Source organism: Lewinella sp. W8 (assembly GCF_004375085.3).
Taxonomy (GTDB): domain Bacteria; phylum Bacteroidota; class Bacteroidia; order Chitinophagales; family Saprospiraceae; genus Neolewinella.
This window is the reverse complement of record NZ_SNAQ03000013.1, coordinates 32,311-52,186: the sequence shown is the minus strand read 5'-3', so window position 1 is coordinate 52,186 and position 19,876 is coordinate 32,311. Positions and strand designations below refer to the sequence as shown.

The following is a 19,876-nucleotide window of genomic DNA, read 5'->3' as shown; positions in this document are numbered from 1 at the left end:
TAAGCGTTCTTATCAACTTCTCACTTTTGGCTAAACTTAACCATCCTCAGTAGCGCCGGATTTATCCGGCGAAAGGTTCACATCAACGGCTGAAGCCGTCGCTACCGCATCTTTAAGCGTTCTTATCAACTTCTCACTTTTGGCTAAATTTAACCATTCTCAGTAGCGCCGGATTTATCCGGCGAAAGGCAGACCTCAACGGCTGAAGCCGTCGCTACAGAGTTAGTCAGCGATTGGGTGCTACATAGGTGAATTCGTAGTCTGAAGAATTTTCTACAATTCCTGCCTTAACGGGATTATTCAGAATGTATCCCAACGAATTTTGCAATGACCGCTCATCCCTGATGAGGCGATCATAGCTATCTTTTTGCCAAAGAGGCCCGGTTCGTCCAAGATAGAGGTTTATCTGCCTCGCAGAACCTCCCTTAATTCCTTTCATTATCTCGTGCAAAGGTTTGTATTCCTTTTCCGTTAATTCGGTAGATTTTAGTCTACCTGACTTATCATACAACTGAGTCCCAAGGCTCAGCAAGAGGTGTAAATGGTTTGGCATAATGCAGAAGGCAACAATTGAAAACCCATTCCCATCTAGGTTCAACAGGTACTTAAATAAAATCCCTGCTACAGTTGGGTCTCCTAAAACGCAACCATCTCCAGATGCACAATCCATCACCGCATCCATTCTTTGGAAAAACTTTATTTCTTGATGCTTGATTAGTCGCTGCTGTTCTGCTTTTGTTCTTTTTGAATTTCCTATTCGCTCCTGCTCCGTCCTTTTTGCATTTCGTAGCTGCCTCATCAAATTCATCGGAATAGCTCCCTTTAGTCGACAAGTGATAAAAAAGGTTCCTCCGGTTGGGACAAGATGGGGTAATCGGCTACGGTAAAATGACTTATTCAATTTTTGTTTTGAATTTAGTTGAAATATTTCACTTTCACCAACAAATGTTTGATTAATGGCGCCGGATTTATCCGGCGAAAGGTTCATCTCAACGGCTGAAGTCGTCGCTACTGCATAAGGAATTGTATTACTACAGATCAGCATCGTACACCTCAACCCCGGTTTCCGTAGCTTTGCCCCATGGCCACAAAACTTTGGGAAAAAGACTACGACCTTGATCAACGCATTGCGGATTTCACCGTGGGGCGTGACCGCGAGCTTGACCTCGAACTAGCTCCCTTCGACATTCTTGGCTCCTTGGCGCACATCAGCATGTTGCACGAGGTGGGTTTGCTGGACGAGGGCGCTCACCGCAGGTGCCAGGCGGAACTGCGGGAGCTGTATCAACGCGCAAGTAAGGGAGACTTCCTCATCGAAGAGGGGGTGGAGGACGTCCACAGCCAGGTAGAGCTCATGCTCACCCGGGCCCTGGGTGATGACGGAAAAAAAATCCACAGCGGTCGGAGTAGAAACGATCAGGTACTCGTGGATTTGCGACTGTATTTCCGGCACCGGATCAAGAATATCGTAGCGCAAACGGAAGCCCTGAGCAACTCTTTACTGGAGTTGAGCGACACCCACGCCGAAAAGCTCATCCCGGGCTATACTCACCTGCAGGTGGCCATGGTGAGCAGTTTCGGACTGTGGTTCGGGGCCTACGCAGAAGCCTTCGTGGACGACCTGAAGCTATGGCGGGGAGTGTACGACATCGTGGACCAAAATCCGCTGGGGTCCGCGGCGGGCTACGGGTCCAGCTTTCCACTAGATCGTGATCGCACGACCGAACTACTGGGCTTTTCCGCTCCGGTAGTGAACGTGGTGGCGGCCCAGATGGGCCGCGGCAAAACGGAACTCCACCTGGCCTACGCCATCGCCGGGATCGCCCAAACGCTCGGAAAGATGGCCATGGACGTATGTCTGTACAGCAGTCAGAATTTCGGTTTCCTTCAGTTACCCCCGGAGCTGACGACGGGATCCAGCATCATGCCGCACAAGAAGAACCCCGACGTATTCGAATTACTCCGGGGGCGCTGTAACCTCCTTCAGTCCCTGCCGGCCCAGATGAGTCAACTAACGACGAACCTCCCGAGTGGCTACCACCGGGATTTTCAGCTGCTGAAGGAAGCCATCTTCCCCGCCCTGGATCAACTCGAGGATGGATTGGCGATTGCATCCTATGCACTACCCCGCACCCGCGTTCACGCCCAAAAACTTCCCACCGATCCACGCTACGTCTACCTCTACTCGGTGGAGGCCGTTAATGAACTGGTGCTGCAAGGCGTTCCCTTCCGGGACGCCTATACGAAGGTGGGACGAGACATTGAGGCCGGTACCTTCGTGCCCCCCACCGAACTGAAACACACCCACCTGGGGAGCCTCGGTAACCTCGGCAACGACCGGATTCGGGAGAAACTCGCCGGGGTAATCAAGACCTTCAATTTCGCGCGGGCCGATGCGGCCCTCACCCAACTGGCAAACGGCTAAGTTTACAGCTCAAAGACGTCAAACAGCCGGGCTACGTGCATTCCGGCAGCTTCTACTCTGCGGGTTTCCTCAGCCCTCGGGTCAAGCAGGCGATTGGTGTGGTTGAAGTGGATGAAGTGGACCTTATTTCGATCTTCGGCGGACAGGGACGCGAATCGCGCCAGGCTCTCCACCACGAAGGGATGGGGAATTTGGCTGATGTCTCGGGTATTGAGTTCCGCCGCGTCAAAGAAAGTTGCGTCCAGAAAAGCGTAATCAACGGATTCGATGAGGCGATTGATATCCGTCGCGAATTTCTCCCATTTATCAATGTCGGGTAGAAAGATGGCCGTCTTTCTGGGGCCCGAAATTCGGTAACCGACCGTTTCCGAGTACTCGTCGCGATGGGGCACCAGAAAGGGAGTTACGACCACCTGACCGTCCAGGGTCACGGCACGGCCGTCCCGGAGGGGCGAGAGTTTAACGTTACCGGTGGAGACCAGCTGTCCCCAGGGTCCATTTTGGGTAAGGAATTGTTCCATCCGGGGCATGACGTAGGTGGGAACGCTATCGGCGTTCATGGCCTCCTTTCCCAGGTACATCAGGCCGGCGTAGTGCCCGATGTGCGCGTGGGTGAGAAAGATGCCAGAGGGCGTTTCGTGGTCGGTTCCGGTAAACTGCTTTAACCACTTCATCTGGATGGATAAATCCGGGCTGGCCTCGAAAAGGTAATTGGCCTCGTCAGCCGGTGCCGCCACCCCCAGGGAAACGACCCGACGGGTGGGGTCGGGATGAGCAAAAAGATCGGCACAGCAATCCTTCCGGCAGGCCGCATGGGGAGACCCGGCATCCTGCACGTTTCCCAATACGATCAGGGAAGTGGTGGTGGCCAGGGGGGGCGCCAACGTATCTTGCCGATGACCGAGTGGGAGTGCATCGGTATTTACTTGCTCCGAACAAGCATTCAGCAGGATAAATCCAAACACGACCAGCAGGAGATGGATGGTCATCTTTCCTACTCTTCGATGACCTTCAGGACTAGCTTCCCGCGTTTCTCTCCGGTGAACAGGCGCTGGAAGGTTTCGTAAAAATTCTCGATCCCCTCGTAGACGTCCTCGCGGCTTTTGAGTTTGCCCTGCATCATCCACTGTCCCATATTCATGGCGGCCTCCCGGTAGCCCTTGGCGTAATCCATAACCACCATGCCCTGCATGGTCGCCCGGTTTACGAGGAGGGATAGATAATTACTGGGTCCCTTGACCGCCGAGGTATTATTGTACTGGGATATTGCCCCGCAGATCACCACCCGGGCGTGGAGGCGGAGGCGACTCAGGGCCGCGTCCAGGATGTCTCCCCCAACGTTATCGAAGTAGACATCGATGCCCTTGGGGCAGTGCTGCTTGATTCCGGCGTACACGTTTTCGTTCTTGTAGTCGATGGCTCCGTCAAAGCCCAGTTCATCTACGAGATAAGCGCATTTTTCGGGACCACCGGCGATGCCGATCACGGTACATCCCTTGACTTTAGCGATCTGCCCGGCCACGCTACCTACGGCGCCGGCGGCGCCGGAGATCAGCACGACGTCACCTTCTTTGATCTTGCCCACCTCGAGGATCCCGAAATAGGCCGTCATTCCCGGCATACCCAGCGTACCGATGTAGGTGGGCATGGGGGCGAGCGATGTGTCGACGGCGTAGTAATTATCTCCGTTGGTCAGGGAGTACTGCTGTACCCCACCCCAGCCAGTGAGGACATCTCCGACCTTATACTTCGGGTGCTCGTTGGCGGCCACCACCACTCCGATGGTCCCCGCCCGCATGACTTCCCCAAGCTGTACGGGAGGGATGTAGGAACGGCTGTCGTTCATCCAGCCCCGCATGGCGGGGTCCAGGGAAACGTAGTGATTTTGGATAACGATTTCTCCCGGCCCGGGAGTGGGTATTTCTTCGCTGACGAGGTTCCAGGTGTCGGGGTCTGGCATCCCTACGGGACGCTTGGCGAGCAGGAGCTTTTTATTTGGCATGATTGAGCTTTGCGCCAAGGTAGGCAGCCCGTCATGATTCGTCCCATTGATAGGGATAAATTCTTTCTCCGCGGGCGGCTGAGCGCTGTACGTGGAGGCTGATTAGGAGGTGCTTTCCAAGGTAATCAAGCAGGGGTTGAAAATTTCCCTGATCGGCCACCGTCAGCGCCCGGTAGTAGGCTTCCCGTTCCTTCAGGGGAATAACGATTGGGGGATAACCCGTGCTCATCAGCGCATAATTCATGAGGATCCGCCCCATTCTACCGTTACCATCGTCGAAGGGGTGAATGGCCACAAGTTCGTGGTGCAGAATGGCCGCAATTACCAAGGGTGACAGTTTCCCTTCATCTTTAACCCGAGCATACCAATCCAGGAGCCCCCGCATTCTTGCGGGAACTTCTGCGGGGTCCGCGTAATAGTGAATACTGCCAGCGGCCGTCACGACGTGATTAGGTTGCCGCTTATAGACCCCTATATTGATGGTCCGAAATACATACTTATTATCCTCGTTCAGGAAGCGTTGTTGATAACTTTTCACCAACAAGACCTGGTGTAATTGCCGCACGGTATGCTGAGTCAGCGGGCGGTCTTCCTTAATCATCGACAGCACCATATCAACGGCTTTCTCGTGTCCCTCGACGTCCAGATGGTCCTTGAGGGGTTTACCCTTAGCCGTTAACCCCTGGCGGATTAGCATCAGGGTTTCACCGTAGGTTAGCTGATTACCTTCAATGGCATTGGAGGTGAAATTCCAGGCGTACCGAAATTTTTGTAGTAGCTGTTTCGCCCGGTGTTCCGGAATGGGTCGCAAATCGTCAATTTGCTGCTTAAGTGCTACGACCTCCCGGACGACCGGTAATTCTTGAAGGAGTGGAAGATTACTGTCGGGAAGAAATGGCGGCAGCCCGTATTTCTGCTCCTGATCTGCCACCAAGGAAGCTTGTGAGCTGCTGGGGGCATATTCCCTGGCGGGAGAACTCACCAAAGACAGTTGTGGATACTTTCCCAGAGTAACGACAATTGAAACTAACTGATCAAGGCTCTGACTTGATTTGCCGTTCAGTAACTGAGATACGTAGCCCTTGGAGACGCCCAGCTGCTTGGCCAGCTGAGTACGGTTCAGATCCGCTTCCCTCATTTGCCCTTTAATCTCCTCCAGGAGATCAATTTTCAAATCCTTCAGAAATTCATTGGAGATACTTTGGCCGGCTTGTACTGGTGGTTCCATGATCGGGAAACAAGAGGAGAGACGACAAAGTTTATCAATTAGTAAACACTTGAATTATACAGTTTACTCAAAAGTAAATACAGGGTTTTTCGGCCATCCTCTCATTTCAGGAAACTACGCCCACGGGACGTTTAATTCTGCCAAAAGAAAAACGCCCCGCAGCAGGGCTACGGGGCGCTTTTTATCGGTTACATTCCTTCGGATTAATCGCGGTCGCGACGATCACGACGGCCGCCTCCGCGGCGGTCGCCGCCGCGACGGCGGTCGCCACGATCACCACGATCCCGGCGGGGGCGATCATTGGCGGCCTTACGCTCGGCTTCCAGTTCCTCATCCGTGGGGATGGTTCCGTCGGCGCGGGGCATGATGGCCTTGCGGCTCAGGCGCAGTTTACCGGTACGCTCGTCGATGTCAACGATCTTGAAGGTTACTTCGTCACCTTCGCTGAACACGTCTTCGACGTTATCGATCCGGCTGTGGCTCATCTCACTCACGTGGAGGAGACCGTCCTTACCGCCTTCGAAACCAACGAATACACCGTAGGGCATGATGGTTTTCACGACACCAGTGTAGACACCACCCACCTCGGGGGTGAAGGTGATCTTCTTGATCCGGGCGACGGCATCATCGATGCTGGCCTTATCGCTGGAGGCGATGGCAACGTGTCCCTTACCGTCGATCTCATCAATGTTGATGTTCGTACCGGTAAGCTCCTGGAGCTCCTGAATGATCTTACCACCGGGACCGATAACGGCACCGATGAAGCTCTTGTCGATGATCAGCTTCACGATCCGGGGAGCGTGCGGCTTGAGGTCCTCGCGGGGTTCGGCGAGGGTCTTGTTCATCTCTCCGAGGATGTGCAGACGACCAACCCGCGCCTGTTCAAGGGCCTGTTCGAGTTGCTCGTAGGGAAGGCCATCGATCTTGATGTCCATCTGGCAGGCCGTGATTCCCTGGTCGGTTCCGGTCAGTTTGAAGTCCATATCTCCGAGGGCGTCCTCGTCGCCGAGGATGTCGGAAAGGATGGCGATATCGCCTCCTTCGGCGATCATCCCCATGGCGATACCCGCAACGGGACGCTTGATGGGCACACCGCCGTCCATCAGTGCCAGGGAGCCGGCACAAACGGTGGCCATGGAACTGGAGCCGTTGGACTCCATAATGTCGGATACCAGGCGAATGGTGTGGGTCATTTCTTCGGGCAGTACCTGCTTGATGGAGCGGGCGGCCAGGTTGGCGTGACCAACCTCACGACGGCCGGGGCCGCGCATCGGCTTGGTCTCCCCCACGGAGTAGGCGGGGAAGTTGTAGTGCAGGATGAAGTCGGAGTAGGTGTTTTCGTAGGCAATGTCAACCATCGCCTGATCGGTCTTCGTACCCAGGGTAAGGCTGGTCAGTGACTGGGTTTCTCCGCGGTTGAAGATGGCCGAGCCGTGGGCGGCAGGCAGGTAATCAACTTCCGTCCAGATGGGGCGTACCTGATCAAAGGCACGACCGTCCAGGCGTTTCTTTTCCTGGAGGACCATGTTCCGAATGGTGGTTTTCTGCAGCTTGTCGTAGGCCATGCTGAGTTGCTCACCATTTTCTTCGACCCATTCTTCACCCTTCGCTTCGAGTATGGCTTCTTTGTAATCCTCCTTGACTTTCTTGAAGGCGGCTTTACGTTCGGCCTTGTTGAGCTCGCCACGGGCCACCTCCAGGATGGGATCTTTGGCGATACCGGCAACGATGTTGTAGATGTCTTCGTCCAGTTCGACGATTTCCACTTCGCGGGTGATGGCCTTGTCGCCCACCATTTCGCGTAGTTTCATCTGGGCTTCGCACATCGTCTTGATGACTTCGTGACCGGCCTTAAGGGCGCCCAAGAGGGCGGCTTCGTCGACTTCCTTACCTTCTCCTTCCACCATCATGATGTTGTCCTTGTCGGCGGCAACGATGACGTCAAGATCCGCGTCGGCCAGCTTGGACCGGTCGGGGTTAACGACGTATTCACCGTCGATGCGGGCGACCCGGCATTCGGAGATGGGGCCGGCGAAGGGGATGTTGGATACCATCAGGGCCGCGCTGGCGGCCAGGCCGGCCAGGGCATCGGGCATCACCTCCTCATCGAGGGAGATCAGGTTGATGATGATCTGGGTGTCGAACATGTATCCCTTGGGGAAGAGGGGGCGGATGGCGCGGTCGACCAAACGACTGATGAGGATTTCGTAGTCGTTCAGGCGGGCTTCCCGGCGGAAGAAGTTGCCGGGGATGCGGCCGGCGGCCGCGAATTTCTCCTGGTAGTCTACGCTGAGGGGGAAGAAGGATTGTCCTTCCCGCACGGAAGTAGAGGAGACGGCAGAACAGAAAAGCATGGTCTTACCACAGCGTACGACGACGGAGCCGTCGGCCTGGGTGGCCAGCTTACCGGTTTCGATGATCACTTCGCGCCCGTTTGGCAGTTCGAAGTTCACCGTCATTGGGGTCTTATTACCCATTATTAATGTAGTGACTTGGTTAGTAATCAATTTGGGGGCGGTCGTGCCGGACAGCAAAAAACACTGCCCTACCCGACTGCACGGCACCTGCCTTCCGGCCCTAACTACTTCTCCACTGCGGGGGACGCAGAACGGACGAAGCAGCTTCGCCAAAGGTGCGGAGCAGTGCTACAAAATTCAGCCTTGAACGAGGGAGAAAACCGGCCACCGGGGGCCAGAAATGTGGAGAAATCCACGGGGATTGGTTGTCATCCCGCCGGTGGTCCGCTTTTAGACCGGCGGCCGTTGCGCGTTCGCAACAAAGTTCTTACGTCATTTTGATCGGCGCAAATATAAGGGTTTAGGCGTTAGGATTGAGGATTTAGGGCGGAGGAAGATTTATTTTTGGTAAGGGGGACAATTCTGATCAAGGTTAACGGCTCCTCACCTTCGCCTTGAGATGCGAAAAGCAAATTTCATGGTTTCTCAATCCCTCAACCACGCCCGCCATCGCTGCGCTTGTCGCCACTTATCTCGGAGCCGTAGATGCTGCAATCCATCGTTACGGATCACGAGTTCTTCAGGAGGCCCTTCCTCCATCCCTTCTTTGAAATAAATTCCATATAATTTTTCCAGAATAGAAACCATATAATCTCCCTGACGCAGGGAGTAGTGCTCGGTGAATCGGCCCTCATCCGTACGGAATGAAACGAAGCTTTTTTCTACTATGGTGGTATCTGAAGCTAAATTCAAAAGATAGGGTACCATGGCGATATCACGGTGGTGATCGACCACCTGGATAAGGCGGTACCGCACCGCTTTGGAGCTACCGGCAAAACGATCAAAAAGACTCCTCAGCGCCCCAGGAGTCAACTCCACGACAACTTGCTCCACCGGTACTGGTGCCCCCAGGGCACCAAAATCCAGGTATTCCGCTACGGAGAAATGGTCTTGACGTCGCACTTGGTCCCGCACCAAAATCCCCGTGATTTCTTTACTTATCCGCTCATCGGTTTCTTTTTCACCCAGCACCTTGAGGGTGTACAAAGCACCCGGGCCGGCTCCCTGAATTATCGTTTCAAATTTTTGCCAAATGCCCCGAAAACTTCCCCGTCGGTGCAGGGCTGATTTCAATAAATAAAGCCGCAAATCTTCCCCGCTAATGGCCTTGGTTTTCCACTGTTCTACATACCAATCATTCAACCAATCATTGAGGGCCTCCACTGCGTCAGGATAGCGCCGGGCGTGAACGTATCCCCACACTTCCAGAGCCGTAACGCTTTCTTTGGTTGGAACATTCAGCGTCGACAATATCTTATTTCGATCCGCGTCATTGGCGGCAGAGGCAAGCCGTTCTAATTGATCTTCGGCGAGCTTCGACAACCGCGTCGGGTACTCCAGGGCACGGCAAATCGCGAGTACCTCGGCGAGGGCGGGAAGTTTGGTCTTCAGGGAAAAGGGAAGGGCTTTGTTGGCTCCATGTAGGGCCGTAAAGTGACGGCCTTTGAGCCGTTCTTGTAGCGTATCTACGGGAAGTTGGATGAGTTTCTCCACGGCCCGAACGGCGGCGGCGGCGTCCTTTTGATACAAGCGTTCAATCCCTACCGCCACCGTATCCAGGGGCATTACATCATTGCCCTGATATACAAACCGGCCCATGGTGTCAGACCAGGCGTACTCACCATAGTGTTTTACCCAGTAATGTAACGCATTACGAAATTTCACCCGCTGATTTGCATCAGCGACCAACTCTCCCTGATCATTTTCCACCAATAACCGGACCCCCGTCAGACCTTCCAACCGCCTCCTGCTGGCTCTAGTTAAGCCACGGGAAGAGAAAATATTTTCGTGGAGCGGAAGCGCCGCCAGATGAACCAAAACTCTCGGGTCGTGTAGGGCTTCCAATTCCCGCAGCGCATGAAACAGCACAAAGTCTTTTTGGCCTGGCCGGACAATTAAATGCTCCAAATAGGCACCACGATCAGAAAAATCTTCGGGGCGGACGGGATCTGCCCGCTGAAGGCCCAGCGTTTGCAGTGCATGCAAGGATGGTAGCGAGTCCAGGATTCGCTGGTATTCCTCCACTAGGCTATCCTGATCGGCCCAGGGACCTGCCTCCAGGTGGATTCCGGTGATCCAGTTCATCGACTCGATGAAGCCGTTATTTCCCCAGCCTTCCAACCGCCGGGTAAGCTCCAAGACCAACTGGGCCGCTTCCAAACTTTGATGGTGAGCCAGACCTTTAATGATAGCCCCCATAATCTGATTATGCCGCGGGCTTTCTGACTTACCCCAGTGTTGGCCCGCAGCGCATTCTTTTAGATATTCGAAAGCCTCCGACGTGCCGAGCTCACCGATCTCAGGAATTAACTCAACTGGCAGGTAGAAGTCCTTTTGCGCAACGGCACGGGCAATTCTGCTCCGGTAATCTGCAAGCTGTTCTGCCTTGCCATTGGGTAATGGCGCAGGTTGGAGCTCATGCCGTACAGCCCTGGTTCCGGGAGGAACATCCGTAAACCGGCCCAAGAGTGGAGAAAAGACAATTCTACGGGAGGTATCTCGCCAGTAATTCCGGAGCATAGTACCGTTGATCGGCTCGCCCCAGGTAAGACCTTCCAGATAAGTGGATCGAAAAACCACTTTTTCGGCCAGCTGTGACACCATTACCGTGTCCTGCCCGAAATAATGTTTTTGGATGGTCAGTCGCTGATCATCGAGCAGTATCAACAGGGGCTTGATGACCGAAGAGTCTCCTGCTTCCAAAGTAAGCGAAATTTGCCACAGGGAATCCCGTAATGTCTCTTGTTCCTCCGCCGATAGCAAGGTCGACTGTCCCGGAAGATAAGCCACCCACCAACCTAACGCACAGCAGAACAATAAAAATCGAGACACTAGACCAATTACTTAATGAACAGGGAAGGTAGCATTTTTGGTATGGCGGGGTGCATTGAGTCAAGGGTAGTACCCTGCAGCCGCCCCCGGCAAAGCTTCCTCAAGGTTTGGCAGTAGGCTGTTCCGTGAAGTTTCATCAGCGATTCCTACGGAATCGCGGTTGTTCAGTAGGGCAAACGGTAGCGGCAGGTAATTACCTGCCGCTACCGAAAAACCCAAGGGCTTGATTATTGACTGATTAACTCACAGAATAACCAAGGTTTAGCTGTTCCACTACCTGAATCCTAGCGTCTCAATCCTTAAACCTCCCCCCCTACACCAGCTTCCGCATCGCCAACATCGTGCCCAGGTGCATCGCTTCGTGCATATTGTTGAAGGTCATCGCATCGCTCAGGTTACGCAGGGTGACTCCGTAGCTGGTTTCGTATTCCCGGAAGTTGGCGGCCGTTAGGTCGGACAGGTCGACCGCTAATTGGTCGACGCCCGCTTCGAGTTGTTGGAGGATGTGGTCAATCTCGGCCTGATGAACGGGGCCTTCCGGGCGGGTGCCCTTGCGGTAACGGTCGATGAATTCACGACCGGAAGGCGTTTTCATGCTTGACAATCCGTAGGTGAGTAATTCTTGGGTGGCAATGACGTGTCCGGCGTTCCAGATGAGGTTATTGTTGAACCCTTCGGGAACGGTATTTAGCTGCTCGGCACTCAGGTTGCGGCAGATGCGGAGGATGTTCTCTCGGGTGGGGCGCAGGAGGCTTAGGGCGCCCGGTATTTGTTGGCTCATGGCCTAAAGGTAATTCCCAAAGTCGATTATGCTTCCAGGGAGAAAAATGGCCGGAGCAGGCGACGATGCGCCTGCAGCGCGGGGAGTGCCGACAGGCTCCGCAGCAGGGGCATGGCCGTGCCCGTGGTGTAGAAATCATAGTGGGGCGCTCCGATATTTTCGGCGCCTTCCGGAGCGGCATTGCTCAGATCATGCCGCTCCAGTAATCGGGCGACCTGCCGCGCCGCCGCGGGCGCCGGGTCGATGATGTCCACCTCCGGCCCGCAAACCGCCTGAATATCTTCCCGGACCATCGGGTAGTGGGTGCATCCCAGCACCAGGGTGTCGATGCCCCCGGCCAGCATGGGGTCCAAAATCTGACGTAATTTTTTGCTTAGCACCGGGGATCCCGGAGCCTCAGCTTCGATGATGGGCACCAGACCGATGCAGGGGTTTTCCCATACGGGGCGATCCGCCAGGTAGCGCTCCCGTAGCGCCAGGTAGCGCGGGCTGGTGAGGGTAGCCCGGGTGGCCAGCACCCCGATCCGCCGGCCGCTGGCGGCGGGTTTCACGGCGGGCTCCAGGCCCACAAAGGGCACTTCCGGAAAGGTCTCCCGGAGGTGATCGATGGCCAGACTGGTCGCGGTATTACAGGCCACCACGATCATTTTGGCCCCTGCCGCCAGCAGATGGCGGGTAATTTGCTCGCTGAACGCAACGATCTCCTCGCGGCTCCGGGCGCCGTAGGGCGCCCGGGCGTTGTCCGCCACGTAAAGGAGCGATTCCCGGGGCAATAGCCCCGAAACAGCATTGGCGACCGAGAGGCCGCCAATGCCGGAGTCGAAGACTCCAATTGATCCGGGATGTGCAAAAAGCGACACCGACGAATTATATGCCGAGTTTGGCGCGAACCATGGCGCTTACGTCCTGGCTTTCCTGTCCGTAGAGGAGCACCTGCTGGTCAAAGATGAAGGTGTAGCCGTTCTCTTCCGCAACGGATTTGATGGCGTTGTTTACCTTTTCCAGGATGGGCTCGTAGAGTTCTGCGCGCTTTTCCTGCAGGTCCTGTACCATCTTGGCTTCGAAAGCCTGGATTTCGTTACGGCGCTTCTCCAGCTTGGCGGCTTCTTCTTCCTGCATCTTGGGACTCATGGTACCGGCCTGGGCGTCAGCCTGGAGCTTCTGTACGTCGGTCTGAAAGGTTTTCACCATATCCTGACCTTTCTTCTGCAGCTGCGTTTGCAGTCCTTCGAGGTTAGAGTCGGCGGCCTTTACTTCGGGCATATCGGCCAGAATGGCGGTGGAGTTCACGTAACCGAACTTCTGAGCGGATACCGTAGCCGTAGCGGCAAACACGAGCACGGCCATGAGGGCCAATTGAACGAACTTTTTCATTTGATCTGTTTGTGAGTAGTTATCGTTTTTGCGGGCGCAAAGATACAACTCGCCTTGCACCCGTAATAACCTTAAAGTGAAGTCCTTTTGTCCAGGACGATTGGGATGATTTAGTTTCTGAGGGCACGGAGGATATCGTCCGTCTTATCGTAGGTGTCGCTGGAGAAGATGATCCCGGCACTACCGGCACGATCAAAGATGAAGTCATACCCACGCGTACTGGCGTACTGCTCAATGGCTTCATAGACGGCATCCTGGATGGGTTTCACCAGTTCCTGGCGACGCTGAAAGAGGGAGCCTTCGGGGCCGAAGCGCTGACGCTGCATTTCCCGTACGGCTTTTTCCTTAGCGATGATCTCTTCCTCCCGCTGCGTTTTCTGCTGCTCGCTGAGGAGGACCTGCTCGGCCTGGTACTTGTTGTACATGCCCTTGATCACGTCATATTCCTGATTGATCTCCTGTTGCCACTTGGCGGTAAGCTGGTCAAGCTGCTCCTGAGCTTCCTGGTACTCAGTGATGCTACTCAGAATCCGCTCCATATCAACGGAGGCGATCTTTTGGGCAGAAAGCTGGGCACCGAAGCCAAGGAAGGCCACTAGAGCCAGCAAAATTGTATTACGAAAGCGCATGGCATTTTTCTTTTTAGGGTCCAAAAGTAAGTGCGGCCCGGCGGACCGTCTACATCTATAGACGTTTCGATGCGGTTGAAGTTACCGGGGGAAGAAAACTTTAAGACTTACATTTTGGCCACAACCTGCTGTAATTCAGCCATTAAAACCCCAAAACACCTCATCTCCCCCTCCCCTTGTTTAACGTAAGATTAACGGTACTTCCGGGGCCATCCGTCAGAAAATAAAAAACCGGACTACCCGTGAGGGCAGTCCGGTCGTGGTGGTAAACGCAATTGGTTTTATTCAACCTTCAGGCGGTAATGGGGCGTCGGGTTGAGGGGGCAGCTATACTGGTAGGTACCGGCGGAAAGGAAGACGATTCCGGAACGGCTCGTCTCGCCATTACCCACGAGTTCCTGCAGGCCGGAAGCCGTGACCTGCTCGCCATCAGCGTCCTGCAGGTAGAAGCCCAGATCCTTATCAACGCTGGTGTTGGTTACTTCAAAAACGTAATAGCCGGGAGCCAGGTTAAGGCCGGTGGTTTCGTAGACTCCCTCGCGCTGGGTGAGGGAAATTACCCGGGGAGTTCCCACGGAAATACTGTAGTGGGGCGTCGGATTGAGGGGACAGCTGTACTGAAAGTTGCCTTCCGTCAGGGTCACCACTCCGGTGCGACTCGTTTCGCCGTTGCCGACCAGTTCTTTCAGCCCGGAGTTGGGCAGCGCCTCCCCGTTCGCGTCCTGGAGGTAGAAACCCAGGTCCTTATTCACCTCGGTGTTCGTCACTTCAAAGATGTACTGGCCCGGCGTCAGGTTGAGCTGGGTGGTGGTGTAAGCCCCCTCCACCTGGTCTAAGCTGATCACCGTCGGTGCATGATCGCCCGACATTTGGGCCTGCAGCCCAAAGGAGGCCAGGAGAGCAAAAACGATCAGGGAAAGGGTGGAAAATAGATTCTTCATTGTGTAATCAATTGTATTGGATGATTTGATGACACAAATTTCGGCCCGCCTCGGGGCCATCGCTTTACCCATTCTGCCCGGTTGATGGTCAATTTTTCCCGGAAGGGAGGGTGTAAGATTGAGGTTTCAGGTTTCAGGATTCAGGAGTGAGGTACAGTCCTTTAGTCTTCTTGTACCCAGGATAGGTGCCGGATCAGGCTTGCTCTAGGTAGCAACATAAACTTTTCATTTTTCAGCCCATGAAGGAGTTCCAACTACCGCCCAATGTTACGGCATCTAAAGCTCCTTCGTCATGGAAAAAATAAAGCCGGCGGGGACCCCTCAAAGGAGCAACGCGCTGCGCTTGTTGCACGCTTCGAGGTCCCAAGCGAACGCACCCAAAACCGGTCGAGGCGTTCCACGCCGAGCCATTCCCGTAGCAGAACATCTTTCCGGAAAAGGCTTGCTCTAGATTGCAACATAGACTTTTCATTTTTCACCCCATGAAGGAGATCCAACTACCGCCCGATGTTACGAAATCTAGAGCTTCTTCACCGGTAAAAAAACTTCGCAACACGATGCTATCATTATGAAAAAATCAATGTGCTTACCTACCGCAAGCCGGTCGACCATATTTCCAGGTGCCATCAGCATAGTTCATCGATACCGATGCGGTAACGTTTCAGCTCACCCCCGGTCGGCCGGCCAGTCTGCTCGTTCCTCGCGCCTGGGCGGACGACCTTTGGGAGCATATTGGTAAACGACTTAAGGAGTCAGCCTTAAACATTGATCCTATTCATTACCGAACGCGGAGTGTTTACCGGAACAAAATTCAGCAGTACCTTGATTTTCCGCAGCGACAAGGCATGCCTTGTCGCTGCGGAGCGCCCCAGGTGATGGCTGCGATTCCCCGGGAATCGGTCCAGTCTTGCTCCCCGCCCCATCGATGATTGGTCGGGGAGCAAGCCGGCTCCAATATTTCCACTACGGCCTTAGCCTTCTCTTCAGCCTCAGCCTTAAACCTAAATCCTTGATCCTCAAGCCTAGTCCGTCCCTACTTCCGCTTCCGCGGCGTGCGCGTCTTCCGGCTGCGGGAAGAACCTGAGTTCTTGGCCGTCCGGGAAGAGCGGGCACCTGCGCTCCGTCGCCCGGAGGAACGTCCGTTCGATTTGGACTTGCGGGAAGAACGGCTCTTGCGATCAGCGTCCTTATCCTCGTGGTTGCCGTGGACTTTCAGGACCTCCACCAGCGACAGGTCGATCCGACGGCGCTCGAGGTCCACGTCTTCGATGCGCACCCGCACCGAATCGCCCATTTTGAGCTTCTTGCCCGAGCGGCGACCGGTGATGTAGAGCTTGCCGGCACCGATGTCGTAGGATTCGTCCATGTCCTCGTAGCTGATCATGCCCTCGACGTAGTTCTCGGAAAGTTCCACGAAGACGCCGAAGTCGGCCAGGCCGTTGATGACACCATCGAATTCCTCGCCGATGTTGTCCAGCATGAACTCGGTCTGCTTGTACTTGATGCTTTCCCGCTCCGCCGTCACGGCCTTCCGCTCCTGATTACTGATGTGCTTGCAGGTTTCCTCCAGCTTCATGGGGTTGGCCTTGTAGAGGCTGCCCTTTTCGAGGTTAGCGTAGAGGATGCGGTGCACCAGCACGTCCGCGTACCGGCGGATGGGCGAAGTGAAGTGGGTGTAATTTTCGAAGCCGAGGCCGTAGTGACCGATGTTTTCGGTGGTATAAATGGCCTTGGCCATCGTGCGGATGGCGATGGGGCTCAGCATTTTCACCATCGGGTCCTCGCCGGCCTTGGACAACAGCTTGGTGTAGCTCTTGGCGATGGCCGTCGGGCTACTCAGGTCCATCTCGTAGCCCAGGGCGGCGGCAAAGCGCGCCAGCTCCTCGACCTTCTCGATGTCCGGATCGTCGTGCACGCGGAATACGAAAGGAATGAGGGTTTTCAGCCGCTCAGCTTTCTTGACCATGTAGGTGGCCACCTCGCGGTTGGCCATGAGCATGAACTCCTCGATGAGCATATTGGTGTCGATGCGCTCCTTGATGTAGACGCTCAGGGGCGTACCGTCCTCGTCCAGCTTGAAGCGGACTTCGTTGGTGGCAAAGTCAATCGCGCCGTTCTTGAAGCGCCGCGCGCGGTACTTCTTGGCGATCTTATCCAGCAAGACCAGTTCTTCTTTAAAGTCCCCTTTGCCGGTGTCCAACACTTCCTGGGCTTCCTCGTACGTGAAGCGGCGGTCGGAGTGGGTCACCGTTCGACCAAACCAGCGCTTGCGCACCTGATAGGTCTTGGCGTCCAGGGTGAAGACGGCGCTGAAGGTCAGCTTGTCCTCGTGGGGGCGTAGCGAACAGAGTTCGTTACTGATGCGCTCGGGCAGCATCGGGCACACGCGGTCCACGAGGTATACACTCGTGGAGCGGGAGCGGGCTTCTTTGTCCAGGGCGCTGTCGGGACGGACGTAGTGACTGACGTCGGCGATGTGGACGCCGATCTCGATCTGTCCGTTTTCCAGGTGCTCGACGGAAAGGGCATCATCGAAGTCTTTGGCCGTCAGGGGGTCGATGGTGAAGGTGGTCACCTCCCGCATGTCGCGGCGACGGTGAATTTCCTGGGGGCTGATGCTGCTCGGCAGGCCTTCGCTTTCCTCCAGCACGGCCTTCGGGAAGGTGATCTGGAAGCCATTGTTGATCAGGATGGTCTGCATCTCGATCTCGCTGCTCCCCTCCGCGCCGAGCACGGCGGTGATCTTTCCGCTGATCTGTCCGAAGCGGTTCGTGGCCCAGTCGGTGATTTCCACCACCACCTTGTCCTTACTCTCGGCCTCCATCAATTCGGCCCGGTGCACGGCCACGGAGAGCATGTGCCCGCCGGGTTGCTCGACGACCACCTCGGCGTACTTGGCGTGCTCCACCAGCGTACCGACGAAGTGGGTGACGCTGCGTTCCAGCACCTTGGTCACTTCACCTTCCGGCTTGCGGCGGCCGGAGGGCGTCCAGTACCGCACGCGGACGGTGTCGCCGTCCTGGGCGTTGTGCAGGCGGGTGGGGGGGACGAAAATATCGTCCTGATCGCCGTCGACGACGATGTAGGCGGCACCGGAGCGGGTCATGTCGACGCGTCCTTCCAGGTAGGTCCTGGTGTGCTTCTCGGTGTAATCCTTGGCGAGTTGGTATTTGTAGTTGTCGGTGGGGCGAATTTTGCCCGCGGAGGCCAGCTTATCCAGGGCGGCCTGGACGCTGTCTTTGCTGTTTTTGATTTTCAGCTTCCGGATGAGTTGCTTGGGGTTGAATTGCTTGCGCGGGCTTAGTTTAAATTCCTTGACCAGCGCACGTTCTAAATCGCGGGCCTTGAGCTTGCTGCCCTTAATCTTATTCTTAGACATGTATTTCTTTGGGTGTGTTTCGGCACCCCGTTGGCACCGCCGCAGGTAGATGGTCTGCGGATTTTGTTCATTTGGGTTATTGTATCAACCTGAGAACGAAGGTAAATCGGGAAAAGTTCTGTGGGCATTTTTTAGCGGAGGTCCTTTTTTATCGTTGGCGGGGTTTGGGCGAGGGGCCGCAGGTGCCAGAGCAGCAGGTACGGCAGTGGTCCTTTGGTATCTCTTCGTTGCTCCCGCTGCTTTCCTTAGTCACAGTACCCTTCAGGCTGCGGGATGGTCGTTTAGAAGCGTTAAAACCGGTCCGTTATCCAGCCATTCGGTGGTCATTAGCTACATTTCTGGTTCTTCCATAATTAGCCTTCCCGCTTATCTTGCGCCCTATGTCCTCCCCCACCCCCACGAACCTCCTGATCATGGGCGCCGGTCCCGCCGGCGCGGCTACGGCCCTGCGGCTTTCCTTCCTCGGTATTCCCTGTACGCTGCTGGACAAATCCGATTTCCCACGCGATAAGGTCTGTGGTGATGCCCTGAGCGGCAAGGTCCCCACCCTGCTCAACCGGCTGGACCCCGCCATCATGGACCGGTTTCGGGCCCATTACTCCCCGACGGACGTTTGGGGCATCCGTTTCTTCCCCCCCTCGGGGAAGCTCATCGAATTACCCTTCAAGATCGGCTACGAGCGGATTCCCGACCAGGCGCCCGGCTACGTCAGTAAGCGCATGGACTTCGACAACTTCCTCCTCGAGGAATGTCGCCGCCGCCCCGACATTGACCTCCAGCTGAACACGGAGATCTCGCAATTTGAGAAAACGGACACCGGCTACACGGTAACGGCCCGCGACGGCCGCCGCTGGAGTTGCCGGCTGCTGATTGACGGTACCGGAGCCCAGAGTAAATTCAGCCGGCACGAAGCCCGGCAGGAAGTCGACCATGACCACTACGCGGCGGCCGTGCGGGCCTACTACCGGGGCGTTACGGGCTTCCACCCGGATAACTTTATCGAGCTTCACTTTCTCAAGGAGTACAATCCCGGATACTTCTGGATTTTCCCTCTCCCCAACGGGGAAGCCAACGTCGGACTCGGGATGCGATCCGACATCGTCAAACGCCGCAAAGTGAATTTGCGCAAGGAACTGGATAAAATTGTCGCCTCCCCCGCCTTCCGGGAGCGCTTCGCGGGGGCCGAGCAAATTGACCCGACGGTTGGGTATGGGCTGCCCCTGGGCTCCAAGGAGCGCATTCTTTCCGGAGATAACTATCTGCTGATCGGTGATGCCGGCCACCTCATTGACCCCCTCACCGGTGAAGGCATCGGTAACGGGGTGTACAGTGGGTTTATCGCCGCGGAACTGGCCGAAAAATGCCTGGCCGAAAATCGCTTCGACGCCGCCTACCTCCGGGCCTACGACGTGCGCATCGAACGGGTACTGCGCACCGAGCTGCGGCTGAGCTACCGGCTGCAGCAGATTATGCAGTGGACCTGGCTGACAAATTTGTTAACGGGCATCGTGGCGGCCAACCCTAAGGTCATTGAAGTACTCTGTAGGATGTACACCGATTTCGAATTGCGCAAGCAACTCGTACGGCCGACTTTCTGGTGGAAACTCTTCCGGGCCAAGACCGGCAAAGCCCCCGCAGTTACCGTTTCGGGTACGGACCAACCCTAAGGGTCTTCCTGCTGACAATAAATTTGGTGGCAGGCGTAACAAAATCCTTACTCGGGTAGTTAAAGATGTAGTTGATTAAGTTTCATATATACTAGTGAGTGT

Annotated in this window: 14 protein-coding genes; 2 read left to right on the top strand and 12 right to left on the bottom strand. The window is 55.5% G+C overall.

Translation table 11 applies throughout. The features are described 5' to 3' along the window. Positions 1-226 precede the first annotated feature (226 nt). Positions 227-1,045 carry a transposase gene (locus E1J53_RS14920; RefSeq protein WP_134274551.1) on the bottom strand — a complete coding sequence of 273 codons (819 nt, stop codon included), beginning with the start codon at positions 1,043-1,045 and terminating at the stop codon, positions 227-229. Positions 1,046-1,081: 36 nt separating this feature from the next. Here E1J53_RS14920 and argH point away from each other — a divergent pair, with 36 nt between their 5' ends. Then, on the top strand, positions 1,082-2,425 hold the full coding sequence (gene argH / locus E1J53_RS14915) for an argininosuccinate lyase (protein WP_134274550.1): 1,344 nt from the start codon (positions 1,082-1,084) through the stop codon (positions 2,423-2,425). Positions 2,426-2,427: 2 nt separating this feature from the next. Here argH and E1J53_RS14910 read toward each other — a convergent pair whose 3' ends face one another. The 11 genes from E1J53_RS14910 to rnr form a co-directional block, all read right to left on the bottom strand. Then, positions 2,428-3,414 carry an MBL fold metallo-hydrolase gene (locus E1J53_RS14910; RefSeq protein WP_134274549.1) on the bottom strand — a complete coding sequence of 329 codons (987 nt, stop codon included), beginning with the start codon at positions 3,412-3,414 and terminating at the stop codon, positions 2,428-2,430. A gap of 5 nt (positions 3,415-3,419) precedes the next feature. Next, complete coding sequence (locus E1J53_RS14905; protein ID WP_134274548.1) at positions 3,420-4,427, bottom strand: NADP-dependent oxidoreductase; 1,008 nt, start codon at positions 4,425-4,427, stop codon at positions 3,420-3,422. A gap of 31 nt (positions 4,428-4,458) precedes the next feature. Then, positions 4,459-5,601 carry a Fic family protein gene (locus E1J53_RS14900; protein ID WP_173021503.1) on the bottom strand — a complete coding sequence of 381 codons (1,143 nt, stop codon included), beginning with the start codon at positions 5,599-5,601 and terminating at the stop codon, positions 4,459-4,461. Positions 5,602-5,858: 257 nt separating this feature from the next. Next, positions 5,859-8,132, bottom strand: coding sequence for a polyribonucleotide nucleotidyltransferase (pnp, locus tag E1J53_RS14895; RefSeq protein WP_134274546.1), 2,274 nt, complete (start codon positions 8,130-8,132; stop codon positions 5,859-5,861). 465 nt (positions 8,133-8,597) lie between these two features. After that, positions 8,598-11,003 carry a hypothetical protein gene (locus tag E1J53_RS14890; protein ID WP_134274545.1) on the bottom strand — a complete coding sequence of 802 codons (2,406 nt, stop codon included), beginning with the start codon at positions 11,001-11,003 and terminating at the stop codon, positions 8,598-8,600. A gap of 313 nt (positions 11,004-11,316) precedes the next feature. Further along, positions 11,317-11,784: a DinB family protein gene (locus E1J53_RS14885; protein ID WP_134274544.1), complete on the bottom strand. Its 468-nt coding sequence runs from the start codon at positions 11,782-11,784 to the stop codon at positions 11,317-11,319. Positions 11,785-11,810: 26 nt separating this feature from the next. After that, positions 11,811-12,644, bottom strand: coding sequence for a glutamate racemase (murI, locus tag E1J53_RS14880; protein ID WP_134274543.1), 834 nt, complete (start codon positions 12,642-12,644; stop codon positions 11,811-11,813). Positions 12,645-12,651: 7 nt separating this feature from the next. After that, positions 12,652-13,158, bottom strand: a complete 507-nt coding sequence (locus E1J53_RS14875; RefSeq protein WP_134274542.1) for an OmpH family outer membrane protein — start codon at positions 13,156-13,158, stop codon at positions 12,652-12,654. Between the two features lie 110 nt (positions 13,159-13,268). Continuing rightward, positions 13,269-13,787, bottom strand: coding sequence for an OmpH family outer membrane protein (locus E1J53_RS14870; RefSeq protein WP_134274541.1), 519 nt, complete (start codon positions 13,785-13,787; stop codon positions 13,269-13,271). Between the two features lie 281 nt (positions 13,788-14,068). Continuing rightward, complete coding sequence (locus tag E1J53_RS14865; protein ID WP_134274540.1) at positions 14,069-14,728, bottom strand: hypothetical protein; 660 nt, start codon at positions 14,726-14,728, stop codon at positions 14,069-14,071. 1,033 nt (positions 14,729-15,761) lie between these two features. Then, positions 15,762-18,107, bottom strand: coding sequence for a ribonuclease R (gene rnr, locus E1J53_RS14860; protein WP_134274539.1), 2,346 nt, complete (start codon positions 18,105-18,107; stop codon positions 15,762-15,764). 380 nt (positions 18,108-18,487) lie between these two features. Here rnr and E1J53_RS14855 point away from each other — a divergent pair, with 380 nt between their 5' ends. Then, positions 18,488-19,774: an NAD(P)/FAD-dependent oxidoreductase gene (locus E1J53_RS14855; protein WP_134274538.1), complete on the top strand. Its 1,287-nt coding sequence runs from the start codon at positions 18,488-18,490 to the stop codon at positions 19,772-19,774. Positions 19,775-19,876 lie beyond the last annotated feature (102 nt).

Coding starts and splice junctions, on each gene's coding strand:
- E1J53_RS14905 (WP_134274548.1), bottom strand. CDS start 4,427: ATGCCAAATAAAAAGCTCCTGCTCGCCAAGCGTCCCGTAGGGATGCCA.
- E1J53_RS14920 (WP_134274551.1), bottom strand. CDS start 1,045: ATGCTGATCTGTAGTAATACAATTCCTTATGCAGTAGCGACGACTTCA.
- E1J53_RS14910 (WP_134274549.1), bottom strand. CDS start 3,414: ATGACCATCCATCTCCTGCTGGTCGTGTTTGGATTTATCCTGCTGAAT.
- pnp (WP_134274546.1), bottom strand. CDS start 8,132: ATGGGTAATAAGACCCCAATGACGGTGAACTTCGAACTGCCAAACGGG.
- E1J53_RS14885 (WP_134274544.1), bottom strand. CDS start 11,784: ATGAGCCAACAAATACCGGGCGCCCTAAGCCTCCTGCGCCCCACCCGA.
- rnr (WP_134274539.1), bottom strand. CDS start 18,107: ATGTCTAAGAATAAGATTAAGGGCAGCAAGCTCAAGGCCCGCGATTTA.
- argH (WP_134274550.1), top strand. CDS start 1,082: ATGGCCACAAAACTTTGGGAAAAAGACTACGACCTTGATCAACGCATT.
- E1J53_RS14865 (WP_134274540.1), bottom strand. CDS start 14,728: ATGAAGAATCTATTTTCCACCCTTTCCCTGATCGTTTTTGCTCTCCTG.
- E1J53_RS14855 (WP_134274538.1), top strand. CDS start 18,488: ATGTCCTCCCCCACCCCCACGAACCTCCTGATCATGGGCGCCGGTCCC.
- E1J53_RS14870 (WP_134274541.1), bottom strand. CDS start 13,787: ATGCGCTTTCGTAATACAATTTTGCTGGCTCTAGTGGCCTTCCTTGGC.
- E1J53_RS14875 (WP_134274542.1), bottom strand. CDS start 13,158: ATGAAAAAGTTCGTTCAATTGGCCCTCATGGCCGTGCTCGTGTTTGCC.